The organism is Pseudomonas synxantha BG33R (assembly GCF_000263715.2).
GTDB classification, from domain to species: domain Bacteria; phylum Pseudomonadota; class Gammaproteobacteria; order Pseudomonadales; family Pseudomonadaceae; genus Aquipseudomonas; species Aquipseudomonas synxantha_A.
The window spans coordinates 471,556-486,865 of record NZ_CM001514.1 but is presented as its reverse complement, the minus strand read 5'-3'; the positions used below and the strand labels follow the sequence as shown (position 1 = coordinate 486,865).

Annotated in this window: 14 protein-coding genes; 10 read left to right on the top strand and 4 right to left on the bottom strand. The window is 60.7% G+C overall.

Annotated features, from left to right (window positions below; genetic code table 11):
• A complete protein-coding gene (gene rpmE, locus PSEBG33_RS24730; RefSeq protein ID WP_005784030.1) occupies positions 1–234 on the bottom strand; it encodes a 50S ribosomal protein L31 in 234 nt (77 codons plus the stop codon).
• A gap of 215 nt (positions 235–449) precedes the next feature.
• Here rpmE and PSEBG33_RS24735 point away from each other — a divergent pair, with 215 nt between their 5' ends.
• From PSEBG33_RS24735 to PSEBG33_RS24780, 10 genes are all read left to right on the top strand, one after another.
• Positions 450–2,669 carry a primosomal protein N' gene (locus tag PSEBG33_RS24735; protein WP_005784027.1) on the top strand — a complete coding sequence of 740 codons (2,220 nt, stop codon included), beginning with the start codon at positions 450–452 and terminating at the stop codon, positions 2,667–2,669.
• A 187-nt stretch (positions 2,670–2,856) separates the two neighbouring features.
• Positions 2,857–4,593: an arginine--tRNA ligase gene (gene argS / locus PSEBG33_RS24740; protein WP_005784024.1), complete on the top strand. Its 1,737-nt coding sequence runs from the start codon at positions 2,857–2,859 to the stop codon at positions 4,591–4,593.
• Position 4,594: 1 nt separating this feature from the next.
• Positions 4,595–5,296 (top strand): SPOR domain-containing protein, encoded by a 702-nt coding sequence (locus PSEBG33_RS24745; RefSeq protein WP_005784023.1) that lies wholly within the window; start codon positions 4,595–4,597, stop codon positions 5,294–5,296.
• Positions 5,297–5,554: 258 nt separating this feature from the next.
• Positions 5,555–6,085, top strand: a complete 531-nt coding sequence (gene hslV / locus PSEBG33_RS24750; RefSeq protein ID WP_003171209.1) for an ATP-dependent protease subunit HslV — start codon at positions 5,555–5,557, stop codon at positions 6,083–6,085.
• A 37-nt stretch (positions 6,086–6,122) separates the two neighbouring features.
• Positions 6,123–7,460, top strand: coding sequence for an ATP-dependent protease ATPase subunit HslU (gene hslU / locus PSEBG33_RS24755; protein ID WP_003171208.1), 1,338 nt, complete (start codon positions 6,123–6,125; stop codon positions 7,458–7,460).
• Positions 7,461–7,620: 160 nt separating this feature from the next.
• Positions 7,621–7,998 carry a gamma-butyrobetaine hydroxylase-like domain-containing protein gene (locus PSEBG33_RS24760; protein ID WP_005784019.1) on the top strand — a complete coding sequence of 126 codons (378 nt, stop codon included), beginning with the start codon at positions 7,621–7,623 and terminating at the stop codon, positions 7,996–7,998.
• Between the two features lie 249 nt (positions 7,999–8,247).
• On the top strand, positions 8,248–9,927 hold the full coding sequence (gene phaC / locus PSEBG33_RS24765; protein ID WP_005784017.1) for a class II poly(R)-hydroxyalkanoic acid synthase: 1,680 nt from the start codon (positions 8,248–8,250) through the stop codon (positions 9,925–9,927).
• A gap of 165 nt (positions 9,928–10,092) precedes the next feature.
• Positions 10,093–10,938 carry a poly(3-hydroxyalkanoate) depolymerase gene (gene phaZ / locus PSEBG33_RS24770; RefSeq protein ID WP_005784015.1) on the top strand — a complete coding sequence of 282 codons (846 nt, stop codon included), beginning with the start codon at positions 10,093–10,095 and terminating at the stop codon, positions 10,936–10,938.
• Positions 10,939–11,028: 90 nt separating this feature from the next.
• Positions 11,029–12,711, top strand: coding sequence for a class II poly(R)-hydroxyalkanoic acid synthase (gene phaC / locus PSEBG33_RS24775; RefSeq protein ID WP_005784013.1), 1,683 nt, complete (start codon positions 11,029–11,031; stop codon positions 12,709–12,711).
• 27 nt (positions 12,712–12,738) lie between these two features.
• Positions 12,739–13,359: a TetR/AcrR family transcriptional regulator gene (locus PSEBG33_RS24780; RefSeq protein WP_005784011.1), complete on the top strand. Its 621-nt coding sequence runs from the start codon at positions 12,739–12,741 to the stop codon at positions 13,357–13,359.
• Positions 13,360–13,532: 173 nt separating this feature from the next.
• Here PSEBG33_RS24780 and PSEBG33_RS24785 read toward each other — a convergent pair whose 3' ends face one another.
• The 3 genes from PSEBG33_RS24785 to PSEBG33_RS24795 all read right to left on the bottom strand — a co-directional run bounded on the left by PSEBG33_RS24785 (position 13,533) and on the right by PSEBG33_RS24795 (position 15,272).
• The gene (locus PSEBG33_RS24785) at positions 13,533–14,468 is read right to left on the bottom strand and encodes a phasin family protein (RefSeq protein WP_005784009.1); all 936 of its coding nucleotides are present in this window, start codon (positions 14,466–14,468) and stop codon (positions 13,533–13,535) included.
• 12 nt (positions 14,469–14,480) lie between these two features.
• Positions 14,481–14,903, bottom strand: a complete 423-nt coding sequence (locus PSEBG33_RS24790) for a phasin family protein (RefSeq protein ID WP_005784007.1) — start codon at positions 14,901–14,903, stop codon at positions 14,481–14,483.
• 93 nt (positions 14,904–14,996) lie between these two features.
• Positions 14,997–15,272 (bottom strand): polyhydroxyalkanoic acid system family protein, encoded by a 276-nt coding sequence (locus PSEBG33_RS24795; protein ID WP_005784005.1) that lies wholly within the window; start codon positions 15,270–15,272, stop codon positions 14,997–14,999.
• Between the last annotated feature and the right edge of the window lie 38 nt (positions 15,273–15,310).

Below are 15,310 nucleotides of genomic sequence, written 5' to 3'. Positions count from 1 at the left end.
TTACTCTGCTGGAGTAGCAGCAGGCTTCTTGCCGAAAGCACCAAAGCGATCTGCGAAGCGCTGTACACGGCCGCCGGTGTCCAGAGTTTTCTGCTTACCGGTGTAGAACGGGTGGCACTCGTTGCATACGTCAGTACCCAGTGGCTTGCACAGGTTCGAACGAGTTTCGAACTTGTTGCCGCAGCTGCAGGTAACTTCGATGGTTTCGTACGCTGGATGGATATCGGCTTTCATGGCACTTCCTCGGGCTAGCGTGCCGCCACTCGACACTATTGTCGAATACCGCACGTAATTAGGCCGCGGATTCTACCAGACCTTTTTAAACGCGCAAGCGGCGCTACTGGCCAAAAACCTCCTTTCATCAGAAAACCGTGGCATACCCAAGCCCTCCCCGCTCTGCTAGGCTCGCGCCCCTGCCCCACTGCCTGCCTTTATATGAGATGCCCCGCGTGCCCGACGCCATTTTGCGCCTAGCCCTGCCCTCCCCCCTGCGCCGCCTGTTCGATTACCGGGCCCCGGCCGGCGTGCTGCGGGCGCAGTTGCAGCCAGGGATGCGCGTGCGTGTGCCGTTTGGGCGCAGGGAAATGATCGGCATCCTGGTGGAGGTCGCGGATCACAGCGAGGTCCCGGCGGAAAAGCTCAAGCCGGCCCTGGCCATCCTCGACGCCACACCGCCACTGCCGCCGGCACTGTTCAAGCTGTGCCTGTGGACTGCGCAGTATTACCAGCACAGCCTGGGCGATACCTTGAGCTGGGCGCTGCCGGTGCTGCTGCGCCAGGGCGAACTGGCCGAAGCGCGCCAGGAACGTTTCTGGTCGATGGCGCCCGGTGCGCGCCTCGACGACCCGCGCATCGCCCGCGCCCCGCGCCAGCGCGAAGCCCTGGCCACACTGGCCCAGCATCCCCATGGCGTCGCCCATCAGCTGTTAAGCAAGCTGATGCTGAGCAAAGACAGCCTCGACCTGCTGTTGGCCAAGGGACTGGTGCAGGTGGAAATCCGCAAGCACGCCCCGGACCCACGCCACGAACACTGGCTGGCCCAACCGGAATTGCCGCTCAACCCCGAGCAACGCGCCGCGTATGAGGCGATTCGCGCAGGGTTCGACAGTTTCCATGCGTTCCTGCTGGCCGGCGTCACCGGCAGCGGCAAGACCGAAGTGTATTTGCAACTGATCCGCGAAACCCTGCAGGCCGGCAAGCAGGCACTGGTGCTGATCCCGGAGATCAACCTGGGCCCACAGACCCTGGCGCGTTTCGAGCAGCGCTTCAACGCGCGCATCGCCCTGGTGCACTCGGCGGTCAATGACCGTGAGCGCCTGGAGTCGTGGCTGGCAGCGCGGGACGGCGAGGCAGACATCATTATCGGCACCCGTTCGGCGCTGTTCACCCCGATGAAAAACCCCGGGCTGATCATCATCGACGAGGAGCATGACGGCTCCTATAAACAGCAGGAAGGCCTGCGTTACCACGCCCGCGACCTGGCGCTGGTACGCGCACGCCAGGAAGACATCCCGATCGTGCTGGGTTCGGCCACGCCGTCCCTGGAAAGCCTGCATAACGCCTACACCGGCCGTTATGGCCTGCTACGCATGAACGAGCGCGCCGGCGGCGCCAAACAACCGCGCTTCCTGCGCCTGGACGTGAAAAGCCGCCCGCTGGACAGCGGTATTTCCGGTCCGATGCAACAGGCCATCGGCCAGACCCTCGCCGCGGGCCAGCAAGTATTGGTGTTTCTTAACCGTCGCGGCTTTGCCCCGACACTGCTGTGCCATGACTGCGGCTGGATGTCCGAGTGCGAGCGCTGCGATGCGCGCATGACCGTGCACCAGCGCCACGGCGAATTGCGTTGCCATCACTGCGGCCATGTAGAGCGGGTGCCACGCCATTGCCCGCAGTGCGGCAAGGTCGACCTGCGCCCGGTGGGGGCCGGCACCGAGCGCGCCGAAGAGCGCCTGGGCATTCTGTTCCCGGATTACCCGGTGCTGCGGGTCGACCGCGACAGCACGTCGCGCAAAGATGCAATGAACCAGTTGTTCGCCACCATTCAGAAAGGTCAACCCTGCATTCTGATCGGCACGCAGATGCTCGCCAAAGGGCACCACTTCCCACGGGTGACCCTGGTGTCGATCCTGGATGCCGACGGAGGTTTGTTCTCCGGGGATTTCCGCGCCAGCGAACGCATGGCGCAGTTGATCGTGCAGGTGGCAGGGCGCGCAGGACGGGCCGAAGAGCCGGGCAAGGTGATTATCCAGACGCACCTGGCCGACCACCCGCTGCTGATTCAACTGACGGAACAAGGCTATTTTGCCTTCGCCGAGCAGGCATTGAGCGAACGTCGCGCTGCCGGCTTGCCACCCTTTGCGCACTTGGCGTTGCTGCGTGCCGAAGCCCACAAACCCGGCCAGGCCGAAGGTTTCCTCGATCAAGCCTGCAGCGTGGCCGAACGTTTGCTGGGCGAGTTGGGCCTGACCGGCATCGAATTGCTCGGCCCTGTGCCTGCGCCCATGGAGAGGCGTGCCGGGCGTTATCGGGCTCAGTTACTCTTGCAGGCAACCTCCCGCGCACCGCTGCATCGACTGTTAAGTAGCTGGATGCTTGAGCTGGAGCAAATACCCAGCGGCCGACAAGTGCGATGGTCACTGGATGTAGACCCGGTAGATTTGTATTGACAGGCAAGCCACCATCCACATTTTGAAATGTGAACACCTTCAAATGTGGGAGGGGGCTTGCCCGCGATGAGGCCCGCAGGTCCGCCATCTAGTCTGAACGGTTGGCAAGCCCGCCCTCGCCACGGATAATGCCCAGTTTTTCCACCTGCGCATCGCGCGCCGCCGCTTGCGGTCGAAAGAGAACACCATGAAAGACACCATTCGCCAGCTGATCCAACAAGCCCTCACCCAACTCGTCAACGAAGGTGTGTTGCCTGAAGGCCTGTCGCCGGCGATCCAGGTGGAGAACACCCGCGACAAGACCCACGGCGACTTCGCCAGCAACATCGCGATGATGCTGTCCAAGCCGGCCGGCATGAAACCGCGCGACCTGGCGGAAAAAATCATCGCTGCACTGCCGGCTGACGCCAGTGTCACCAAGGCCGAAATCGCAGGCCCGGGCTTTATCAACTTCTTCCAGAACACCCAGGCCTTGGCTTCGCGCCTGGACGCAGCCCTGGCCGATGCCAAAATCGGCGCACACAAGGCTGGCGACACCCAACGCGTGGTCATCGACCTGTCGGCGCCGAACCTGGCCAAAGAGATGCACGTCGGTCACCTGCGCTCCACCATCATCGGCGACGGTGTGGCGCGGGTGCTGGAGTTCCTCGGCGACACCGTGATCCGCCAGAACCACGTCGGCGACTGGGGTACCCAGTTCGGCATGTTGATGGCCTACCTGCAGGAAAACCCGATCACCAGCAACGAGCTGGCCGACCTGGAAAACTTCTACCGCGCCGCCAAGAAACGCTTCGACGAATCCGAAGAGTTTGCCGACCGCGCCCGTGGCCTGGTGGTCAAACTGCAAGCCGGCGACCAGGAATGCCTGGCGCTGTGGAACCGCTTCCGTGAGATTTCCCTGTCCCACTGCCAGGAAATCTACGAACTGCTCAACGTGAAGTTGACCATGGCCGACGTGATGGGCGAAAGCGCCTACAACGACGACCTGATCAACGTGGTCAACGACCTCAAGGCCAAGGGCCTGCTGGTCGAGAGCAACGGCGCGCAGTGCGTGTTCCTCGAAGAATTCAAGACCGCCGACGGCGAGCCGCTGCCGGTGATCATCGTCAAGGCCGATGGCGGCTATCTCTACGCCACCACCGACCTGGCTGCTGTGCGCTATCGCAGCGGCGTGCTCAAGGCCGACCGGGCGCTGTACTTCGTCGACCAACGCCAGGCCCTTCACTTCCAGCAAGTGTTTGAAGTGGCCCGTCGTGCCGGCTTCGTCACCCACCCGATGCACATGGAACACATGGGTTTCGGCACCATGAACGGCGCCGATGGCCGCCCGTTCAAGACCCGTGACGGTGGCACCGTGAAGCTGATCGACCTGCTGACCGAAGCCCAGGAGCGTGCCTACAACCTGGTGAAGGAAAAGAACCCGGAGCTGGCCGAGGCCGACCTGCGCAACATCGCCCGCGTGGTGGGCATTGGCGCAGTGAAATACGCCGACCTGTCCAAGCACCGCACCAGCGACTACAGCTTCAACTTCGACCTGATGCTCAACTTCGAAGGCAACACCGCGCCGTACCTGCTGTACGCCTACACCCGCGTGGCCGGCGTGTTCCGCAAGCTGGGCAAGGACTTCAGCGAAGTCGAAGGCCAGATCGTGCTGGACGCCGCCCATGAACAGGAACTGGCGGCCAAGCTCGCGCAATTTAGCGAAGTGCTCAACAGCGTTGGCGAAAAAGGCACGCCGCACATCCTGTGCACCTATTTGTACGAAGTGGCCGGCCTGTTCTCCAGCTTCTACGAGAACTGCCCGATCCTGACCGCCGACGACGAAGCCCAGAAACAAAGTCGCCTGCGCCTTGCCGCATTGGCTGGACGCACCCTCAAGCAAGGCCTGGAACTCTTGGGCCTGGAAACTCTGGAGCGTATGTAAGTTGGCTGCCAAGAAAAAACCTGCACCCAAACGCGGCGCCAGCCGTTATCAGGCCCCGGCGAAGCAGCCGATCCCGGGCTGGCTGTGGATGGCCATCGGCCTGACGGTCGGTGCCTTCGTTGTGTTTCTGATGAAGCTGGAGCCTGGCCAGGGCGATGACGTCAAGCGCGTCAAACAGGAGCAGCAGAAGGCCACGAAAATTGCCGAGGCCAACAAGACTGCGCCAAGCCCGACCGCACCGGTGAAGCCGAAATACGACTTCTACACGCTGCTGCCGGAATCGGAAGTGATCGTGCCGCCCGACGCCGTGCCGGAGAAAACCCTGCCGACCCCGCAAGTGCCGACCACGCCAGTAACCCCAGCGGAAGCGGCGAAAATCGACACGGCTCGCGCCCAGGCTGCACTGGCCGGCATCACTCCGCCGCCAGCACCGCCAGTGGCAGCGACCAAGGCCGCGCCTGTGACCAAGTTCTTCCTGCAGGCCGGCTCGTTCCCGAAACAGGCGGATGCCGATCGTGTGCGTGCGCAGATCATTCTGTTGGGCCAATCGGTATCGGTTGAGTCCGGCACGGTGAAGGACGCGACCTGGTATCGCGTATTGGTAGGGCCGTTCAGCAACCGCGAACAACTGACCGTGGCGCAGAAACAATTGGCCGGGGCCGGGTTTAGCAACCTGTTGTTACAACAACGCCAGAGCCGCTGATTTCGAAGACATAGCAGAGCTAATGTGGGAGGGGGCTTGCCCCCGATGGCGGTATATCAGTCAATATATTCAGCGACTGACACACCGCGATCGGGAGCAAGCCCCCTCCCACATTTGGTTTTGCGGTGTTCTTGAATAGGTGTCGGATCAATAAACACCACTCGTCCGCGCACCCGTCCTACGGTTGAAATCCCCCCCGCCACCCCCATATGAGTTCTCATCAGGGCATTTTCGCCCCGCTGCGTGGAGACTCTCCCCTTGACCACCATCGTTTCAGTACGTCGCCACGGCAAAGTCGTCATGGGCGGCGACGGCCAGGTTTCCCTGGGCAACACCGTGATGAAAGGCAACGCGAAAAAAGTGCGTCGCCTGTACCACGGCCAGGTACTTGCCGGTTTCGCAGGCGCTACCGCCGACGCCTTTACCCTCTTCGAACGCTTCGAAGGCCAGCTTGAGAAACATCAGGGCCACCTGGTGCGCGCCGCTGTCGAACTTGCCAAAGAATGGCGCACCGACCGCTCCCTCAGCCGCCTGGAAGCCATGCTCGCTGTCGCGAACAAAGATGCTTCGCTGATCATCACCGGTAACGGCGACGTGGTTGAACCCGAACATGGCCTGATCGCCATGGGTTCCGGCGGTGGCTATGCCCAGGCGGCAGCCAGCGCGCTGCTGAAGAAAACCGACCTGTCGGCCCGTGAGATCGTCGAGACCGCTCTGGGTATCGCCGGCGATATCTGCGTGTTCACCAACCACAACCAGACCATTGAGGAGCAGGACCTCGCCGAGTAAGCCGTAGGCTTATTCCCGCTTGAGGCCGCCAGACACTATGTCCATGACCCCCCGCGAAATCGTCCATGAACTCAATCGCCATATCATCGGCCAGGACGATGCCAAGCGCGCCGTTGCCATTGCGCTGCGTAACCGCTGGCGCCGGATGCAACTGCCCGAAGAACTGCGTGTTGAAGTAACCCCCAAGAACATCCTGATGATCGGCCCGACCGGTGTCGGTAAAACCGAAATCGCCCGGCGCCTGGCCAAATTGGCGAACGCCCCGTTCATCAAGGTCGAAGCTACCAAGTTCACCGAAGTTGGCTACGTGGGCCGTGATGTCGAGTCGATCATCCGCGACCTGGCCGATGCCGCCCTGAAGATGCTGCGCGAACAGGAAGTGACCAAGGTCAGCCACCGTGCTGAAGACGCAGCGGAAGAGCGCATCCTCGACGCCCTGCTGCCACCGGCCCGCATGGGTTTCAACGAAGACGCCGCACCGTCGTCGGATTCCAATACTCGCCAGCTGTTCCGCAAGCGCCTGCGTGAAGGCCAGCTGGATGACAAGGAAATCGAGATCGAAGTGGCTGAAGTGTCCGGCGTGGATATTTCTGCCCCGCCTGGCATGGAAGAAATGACCAGCCAGTTGCAGAACCTGTTCGCCAACATGGGCAAGGGCAAGAAGAAAAGCCGCAAGCTCAAGGTGAAAGAAGCACTGAAGCTGGTGCGCGACGAAGAAGCCGGGCGCCTGGTCAATGAGGAAGAACTCAAGGCCAAGGCCCTGGAAGCGGTCGAGCAGCACGGCATCGTGTTTATCGATGAGATCGACAAAGTGGCCAAGCGTGGCAACTCCGGTGGCGTCGATGTATCCCGCGAAGGTGTGCAGCGTGACCTGTTGCCGCTGATCGAAGGCTGCACAGTCAACACCAAGCTGGGCATGGTCAAGACTGACCACATTCTGTTTATCGCTTCCGGTGCGTTCCACCTGAGCAAGCCAAGCGACCTGGTGCCCGAGCTGCAAGGCCGCCTGCCGATTCGCGTGGAACTCAAGGCACTGACCCCTGGCGACTTCGAGCGCATCCTCAGCGAACCCCACGCCTCGCTCACCGAGCAGTACCGTGAGTTGCTGAAAACCGAGGGCCTGGGTATCGAGTTCCAGGCGGACGGTATCAAGCGTTTGGCGGAAATCGCCTGGCAGGTCAACGAGAAGACCGAGAACATCGGTGCCCGACGCCTGCATACCTTGCTTGAGCGCTTGCTTGAGGAAGTGTCGTTCAGTGCCGGCGACATGGCGGGTGCGCAGAATGGTGAAGCGATCAAGATCGATGCTGACTACGTCAACAGCCACTTGGGCGAATTGGCGCAGAACGAAGACTTGTCTCGTTATATCCTGTAAGCCTCACTCAATGTGGGAGTGGCTTGTGTGGGAGCTGGCTTGCCTGCGATAGCATCACCTCAGTGTTCCTGAAACACCGAGGTGCCTGCATCGCGGGCAAGCCCGGCTCCCACATTGGTCCCTCCCACATTTTGGGCCGGTTCCTTCAGGGTTATCTCCAATGTCGAAATTTCCTACCGCAGTAAACCTGCACAAAACCTCCAATACCCTTGGCCTGACTTACGGGCCGGGTGAAACCTACCAACTGCCCGCCGAATTCCTGCGGGTTCACTCGCCTTCGGCCGAGGTCCAGGGCCACGGCAAGCCCATCCTGCAATTCGGCAAGCTCAATGTCAGGTTGACCCAGGTCGAACCGGCCGGCCAGTACGCACTGAAATTGACCTTCGATGACGGCCATGACAGCGGACTGTTCACTTGGGACTACCTCTACCAGTTGGCCGTACGTCAGGACGCGCTATGGGCCGACTACCTGGCCGAGCTCAAAGCGGCCGGAAAAACCCGCGACCCGAGTGAGTCGGTCGTGCGGCTGATGCTCTAGCACAGGCATCTTGGTCTTTAGAGCGCATTTTCTAATTTCATCTGCTTGAATGCCCTGTCGCGTGGCCAATGATCGGCCCGCTTGCGAAAAAAAATAAACTCGGGTAACCAATGGAGCTGGCAAGTTCCCTGCATTTGACGATGCGGTATCAACGGTCACCCGGGTCGCAGTACCAGGCTGGTGTCGTGTATCGAAATTGGGTGCGCAGCAATCGCCGGTACTCGTCTTTCGGACAATGGAGCGTCGTAGATGAGTAACAAGAATAACGATGACTTGAAACGCCAGGCCTCGGAAAACACCCTGGGGCTGAACCCGATCATCGCGTTACGCAAAAAGGATTTATTGGCCTCGGCCAAGATGGTGCTGACCCAAGCCATCAAGCAGCCGTTGCACAGCGTCAAGCACGTCGCCCACTTTGGCGTCGAGTTGAAGAATGTGATGTTCGGCAAATCCCAACTGGTGCCTGAAGGCGATGACCGTCGCTTCAACGACCCGGCCTGGAGCCAGAACCCGCTCTACAAACGTTATTTGCAGACTTACCTGGCGTGGCGCAAGGAACTCCACGACTGGATCGACGACAGCAACCTGCCGGCACAAGACATCAGCCGTGGCCACTTCGTGATCAACCTGATGACCGAAGCCATGGCCCCCACCAACAGTGCGGCCAACCCGGCGGCGGTCAAGCGCTTCTTTGAAACCGGCGGCAAAAGCCTGCTCGACGGTTTGTCCCACCTGGCCAAGGACATGGTGCACAACGGCGGTATGCCGAGCCAGGTCAACATGGGCGCTTTTGAGGTCGGCAAGACCCTGGGCACCAGCGAAGGCGCGGTGGTGTTTCGCAACGATGTGCTGGAGCTGATCCAGTACAAGCCCATCACCGAGCAGGTACACGAGCGCCCACTGCTGGTGGTGCCGCCGCAGATCAACAAATTCTACGTATTCGACCTGTGCCCGGAAAAAAGCCTGGCGCGTTTCTGCCTGCGCAATGGGCAACAGACCTTTATCGTCAGTTGGCGCAACCCCACCAAGGCCCAGCGCGAGTGGGGGCTCTCTACTTATATCGAGGCGCTCAAGGAAGCGGTCGATGTGGTCACGGCAATTACCGGCAGCAAGGACGTGAATATGCTCGGTGCCTGCTCCGGTGGCATCACCTGCACCGCACTGCTGGGCCACTACGCGGCGCTGGGCGAGAAGAAGGTCAACGCCCTGACCCTGTTGGTGAGCGTGCTGGACACCACCCTGGACACCCAAGTGGCGCTGTTTGTCGACGAGCAAACCCTGGAAGCAGCCAAGCGCCATTCCTATCAGGCCGGCGTGCTGGAAGGCCGCGACATGGCCAAGGTGTTTGCATGGATGCGTCCCAACGACCTGATCTGGAACTACTGGGTCAATAACTACCTGCTGGGCAACGAACCGCCGGTGTTCGACATCCTGTTCTGGAACAACGACACCACCCGCTTGCCGGCCGCTTTCCATGGCGACCTGATCGAACTGTTCAAGAACAACCCACTGGTACGCGCCAACGCCCTGGAAGTGTGCGGCACGCCCATTGACCTCAAGCAGGTCACTGCCGACATCTACTCCCTGGCCGGCACCAACGACCACATCACGCCGTGGCAGTCGTGCTACAAGTCGGCGCAGTTGTTCGGCGGCAAGGTCGAGTTCGTGCTCTCCAGCAGTGGGCACATCCAGAGCATCCTCAACCCGCCGGGCAACCCCAAGGCGCGCTACCAGACCAGCGAGGGCTTGTCGGGCAGTGCGTTGCAGTGGCAGGAGAACGCCACCAAGCACACCGATTCGTGGTGGCTGCACTGGCAGGTGTGGCAGGCGGAGCGGGCGGGGAAGTTGAAGAAAGCACCGGCGACATTAGGCAGTAAAACCTATGCCGCCGCCGAAGCGGCGCCAGGTACCTATGTACATGAACGCTAGGCATTCTTGTGATTGAAATGAGATCAGATGTGGGAGCTGGCTTGCCTGCGATAGCGATGGGCCTGCTCACTAATCGCTGCCTGAAAGAATGCCATCGCAGGCAAGCCAGCTCCCACACTGACCGGGTTCCTACAGACCAATAGCACCACTTCACAGGGCTTGAGCATGGCGCAACCGTTCATCTTCCGTACCATCGACCTGGATGGCCAGACCATCCGCACGGCGGTACGCCCGGGCAAGCCGCACTTGACCCCGCTGCTGATCTTCAACGGCATCGGCGCCAACCTTGAGCTGGTGTTCCCGTTCGTCCAGGCCCTGGACCCGGACCTGGAAGTGATTGCGTTCGATGTGCCCGGTGTCGGTGGCTCATCGACGCCGAAGCGGCCCTATCGCTTCCCCGGCCTGGCCAGGCTCACCGCGCGTATGCTCGATTACCTCGACTACGGCCAGGTGAACGCCGTGGGTGTGTCCTGGGGCGGGGCACTGGCGCAGCAGTTCGCCTATGACTACCCGGAACGCTGCAAGAAGCTGATCCTGGCGGCCACAGCTGCCGGGGCCTTTATGGTGCCGGGCAAACCCAAAGTGCTGTGGCTGATGGCCAGCCCCCGGCGTTATATCCAACCCTCCCATGTGGTGCGCATCGCGCCGATGATTTATGGCGGCTCGTTCCGCCGCGATTCGAACCTGGCCGCCGAACATGCCAGCAAAGTACGCTCGGCTGGCAAGCTGGGTTACTACTGGCAATTGTTCGCCGGGCTGGGCTGGACCAGCATTCATTGGCTGCACAAGATTCGCCAGCCCACCCTGGTGCTGGCCGGGGACGATGACCCGCTGATCCCGCTGGTCAACATGCGCATGCTCGCCTGGCGCATCCCCAATGCGCAGTTGCACATCATCGATGACGGCCACCTGTTCCTGATCACCCGGGCTGAAGCGGTGGCGCCGATCATCATGAAGTTTCTCGAAGAGGAGCGCTTGCGTGCAGTGATACATCCGCGACCGGCGGTGTGAAGGACCACACCACCGCGCAAGTTGCCAGGAACCGACTATGGTTCTGGATTGGCGTGCCTGCTTGATGTCTTGACGAAGGAGTGTTGGCTCATGCGAGAAAGACCCGTGACGAACCCGGCGCCCACCCCCGCAGCGTTCATCAACGCACAAAATGCGATCACCGGCCTGCGCGGCCGCGACCTGCTGTCAACCCTGCGCACCGTCGCCGCGCACGGGCTGCGCAACCCGGTGCACACCGCCCGCCACGCCCTGGCCCTGGGCGGCCAACTGGGCCGTGTGCTGCTGGGTGAGACCGTGCACGAGCCCAACCCAAGGGACAATCGCTTCAGCGACCCCACCTGGACGCTCAACCCGCTGTACCGGCGCAGCTTGCAAGCCTATCTGAGCTGGCAGAAACAGACGCGGCAGTGGATCGATGACAGCACCCTCAGTGACGATGATCGCGCGCGCGCGCAGTTCGCCTTCGCCCTGCTCAACGACGCCGTCTCCCCTTCCAACACCCTGCTCAACCCGCTGGCGATCAAGGAGTTGCTCAACTCCGGCGGCAACAGCGTGGTGCGCGGCGTGAGTAACCTGTTCGAAGACCTGCTGCACAACAACGGTTTGCCCCGCCAGGTCAGCAAACACGCCTTCGAAGTCGGCAAGACGGTGGCGACCACGCCCGGTTCGGTAGTGTTTCGCAACGAACTGCTGGAGCTGATCCAGTACAAGCCCATGAGCGAAAAACAGTACGCCAAGCCGCTGCTGGTGGTGCCGCCGCAAATCAACAAGTACTACATCTTCGACCTCAGCCCGGCCAACAGCTTTGTGCAATATGCCCTTAAAAATGGCCTGCAAACCTTCATGATCAGTTGGCGCAACCCGGACGTGCGCCATCGCGAATGGGGCCTGTCCACCTACGTGGCGGCGATGGAGCAGGCAGTGAATGTCTGCCGGGCCATCACCGGCGCCCGCGAGGTCAACCTGATGGGCGCCTGCGCCGGTGGCCTGACCATCGCCGCCCTGCAAGGCCACCTGCAAGCCAAGCGTCAGCTGCGGCGCATCTCCAGCGCCAGTTACCTGGTGAGCCTGCTCGACAGCCAGATCGACAGCCCCGCAACCTTGTTCGCTGACGAACAAACCCTGGAAGCCGCCAAGCGCCGCTCCTACCAGCAGGGCGTGCTGGACGGCCGTGACATGGCCAAGGTGTTTGCCTGGATGCGCCCCAACGACCTGATCTGGAACTACTGGATCAACAATTACCTGCTGGGCAAGGAGCCGCCGGCCTTCGACATCCTGTACTGGAACAACGACAACACGCGCCTGCCCGCCGCCTTGCACGGCGACCTGCTGGACTTCTTCAAGCACAACCCCCTGAGCCATCCTGGCGGCCTGGAGGTGTGCGGCACGCCCATCGACTTGCGCAAGGTCACGGTGGACAGCTTCAGCGTGGCCGGGATCAACGACCACATCACACCGTGGGACGCGGTGTATCGCTCCACCCAACTGCTGGGCGGCGAGCGGCGCTTTGTGCTGTCCAACAGCGGGCATATCCAGAGCATCCTCAATCCGCCGGGCAACCCCAAGGCCAACTACGTCGAGAACCTCAAGCTGAGCAGTGACCCGCGTGCCTGGTACTACGACGCCCGGCATGTCGAAGGCAGCTGGTGGCCGCAGTGGCTGGAATGGATACAACAACGCTCCGGGGTACAACGCGAAACGCTTACCGCCCTGGGCAACCAGAACTACCCACCGATGGAAGCAGCGCCAGGCACTTATGTGCGGGTGCGTTGAGCTCAACGATCACATTAAGAAGACTGGATGAAGACCCGCGACCGTATCCTTGAATGTGCCTTGCAGTTGTTCAACCACAAGGGCGAACCGAACGTCTCGACCATGGAGGTGGCCAATGAAATGGGGATCAGCCCCGGCAACCTCTACTACCACTTCCACGGCAAGGAGCCGTTGGTGCTGGGGCTGTTCGAGCGCTTTCAATGCGAGTTGGCACCATTGCTCGATCCTCCCGCCAATGCGCAACTGGAGGCCGAGGATTACTGGCTGTTCCTGCACCTGATTGTCGAGCGCATGGCCCACTACCGCTTCCTGTTCCAGGACCTGTCGAACCTGGCCGGGCGCCTGCCGAAGCTGGCCAAGGGCATTCGCAACCTGCTCACGGCGCTCAAGCGCACCCTGGCCTCATTGTTAGCGCGGTTGAAAGCCGCGGGGCAACTGGTCAGTGACACCCAGGCACTGGGACAGCTGGTGGAACAGATCACCCTGACCCTGCTGTTTTCCCTGGATTACCAACGGATTCTAGACCGTGAGGGTGAGGTGCGAGTGGTGGTGTACCAGATCATGATGCTGGTGGCCCCCCATCTGTTACCGACGGCGCGGAAGGCGACTGAGAAGTTCGCCTTGAAATATCTGGATGACACTGATTAAACATGTGGGAGCGGGCTTGCCCGCGATAGCGTTGGATCAGCCAATGCCTGTATGACTGACACTCCGCCATCGCGGGCAAGCCCGCTCCCACATTGGAAATGCAGCGTTTTTTAGGCTTGCATAAAAAACGCCCGGTCTTCGCAGACCGGGCGTTTTTTTGTGTCCCGGAAAAATCAGGACTGACTGGATGGCGTCGGGGTGACCGGCGTTGCAGTCGGGGTAGCAGCCGTATGCGTCGGTGCGGACACCGAGTTGGCGGTAGAAGCGGCCGGTGCTGGCGCCGCTGCCGGCTTGGCCGCTGCGGCAGGCTTTGCTGCTGCCGGTTTTTTCGCTACCGCAGGCTTTTTGGCCGCTGCAGGTTTGGCCGCAGGCTTGGCTGCTGGTTTCGCAGCAGCGGGCTTGGCAGCAGCGGTTTTAGCCGCAGGTTTGGCAGCCGGTTTAGCCGCAGGTTTCGCGGCGGCTTTAGCGGCCACTGGCTTAGCGGCAGGCTTGGTGGCCGGTTTGGCGGCAGCGGTTTTAGCCGCTGGCTTGGCCGCAGGTTTCGCAGCGGCTTTGGCTGGTGCCTTGGCAGCGGGTTTTGCAGCCGGCTTGGCGGCGGCTTTAACCAGAGGCTTGGCGGCAGTTTTCGCGGCGGGTTTTGCAGCGGCTGTTTTAGCCGCAGGTTTGGCAGCCGGTTTTGCTGCAGGCTTGGCCGCGGCGGTCTTGGCAGGAGCCGCTTTGGCGCCGGTCAGTTTTTCAATTTGCTTGGTCAAGGTATCGACCTTGCTGTGCAGCGTCTTCAATTCAGCCTTGCTGGGTACGCCCAGTCGCGAAATTGCACTATTGAGGCGCTTGTCGAAGGTTTCTTCCAACTTGCCCCAAGTGTCAGAAATGCTCGACTTGGCGGAACCGGCAGTTGCCTTGGCCGCGTCCACCTTTTTACCGACTGTGCTCTTGGTCAACTTCTCGGCCTTCTCGCCGTCCTTGACCAGAGTCTCGAAGTATTTACCGCCGTCACTGCTAACCTTCGAGTACACGCCTAAACCAGCAAGCCAGATTTTGCGGGAATATTTTTCAACTTCCCCGACCCACGAGCTGCCTTCTTTCTGAGTAGTCTTTTTAACAGCCATCCCGATGTCTCCTTAGTGTTTACGCGCGACACGTTCGAGCAATGCCGTCAGCTCTTCGAGCTTAGCAGAGAGTGTCTCCACGTCATGTTTAGACGCAATGCCGATTCGATTCAAGGCACTTGCAACACGCGTGTCAAAAGCTTTTTCAACTTTATCCAGCTGAACTTCAACCAAGCCCCTGACGCCGGAGACGTTACTCTTTACTTGATCAATCTGACTGTTGGCGGCATCAAGTTGTTCAACTACAACTTTTTTACCTTTGCTTTCAACGCGTTGGCCGCTCTTGACCAGCTCTTTGAAGTATTCGCCGCCCTCGTTGCCGACCTTTGCATAGGCACCAAGGCCCGCCAGCCAGATCTTGCGGGCATAGCTTTTAACCTCACTCAGGGGGGTGGTTTGAACGTCGATTTTTTTCTTAAAAATAACTTTGGCCATGGTGCACCTCACGCAAAAAGGGTGGAGGACGGCCCGCAGGAGTTGAGGGCTTGGGCACAAAGTAGGGGTTAAAATTAGAATCGGCACCCTAAGTCAGGCCAACGCCTTATCCAAGGCTTTTTCGATTTCGGACTTGATCGTGCCACTCATGGCCGACATCAACAGGCCGAGTTCTACCTCGATGCGCAGCGAGTCATCGGCCACCGCGACCGTGCCCTTAACCCCGGAACGTTTCAGCTTCAGGGTATCGCCGGCCCATGAAGACTCCACACCATATTTATCCTCGAGTTTGCGCGCCAATTGCTCAGCCTTGGCCCGCGCCTGTTCTTTTCCCAGGGTATGTTCACGCTCAACGGTAATACGGGCCATTGCAATGACTCCTCTTTATAACGACTCGGAACACCCGC

Coding starts and splice junctions, on each gene's coding strand:
- hslU (WP_003171208.1), top strand. CDS start 6,123: ATGTCCATGACCCCCCGCGAAATCGTCCATGAACTCAATCGCCATATC.
- phaC (WP_005784013.1), top strand. CDS start 11,029: ATGCGAGAAAGACCCGTGACGAACCCGGCGCCCACCCCCGCAGCGTTC.
- PSEBG33_RS24785 (WP_005784009.1), bottom strand. CDS start 14,468: ATGGCTGTTAAAAAGACTACTCAGAAAGAAGGCAGCTCGTGGGTCGGG.
- phaC (WP_005784017.1), top strand. CDS start 8,248: ATGAGTAACAAGAATAACGATGACTTGAAACGCCAGGCCTCGGAAAAC.
- PSEBG33_RS24795 (WP_005784005.1), bottom strand. CDS start 15,272: ATGGCCCGTATTACCGTTGAGCGTGAACATACCCTGGGAAAAGAACAG.
- PSEBG33_RS24790 (WP_005784007.1), bottom strand. CDS start 14,903: ATGGCCAAAGTTATTTTTAAGAAAAAAATCGACGTTCAAACCACCCCC.
- rpmE (WP_005784030.1), bottom strand. CDS start 234: ATGAAAGCCGATATCCATCCAGCGTACGAAACCATCGAAGTTACCTGC.
- phaZ (WP_005784015.1), top strand. CDS start 10,093: ATGGCGCAACCGTTCATCTTCCGTACCATCGACCTGGATGGCCAGACC.
- argS (WP_005784024.1), top strand. CDS start 2,857: ATGAAAGACACCATTCGCCAGCTGATCCAACAAGCCCTCACCCAACTC.
- PSEBG33_RS24760 (WP_005784019.1), top strand. CDS start 7,621: ATGTCGAAATTTCCTACCGCAGTAAACCTGCACAAAACCTCCAATACC.
- PSEBG33_RS24780 (WP_005784011.1), top strand. CDS start 12,739: ATGAAGACCCGCGACCGTATCCTTGAATGTGCCTTGCAGTTGTTCAAC.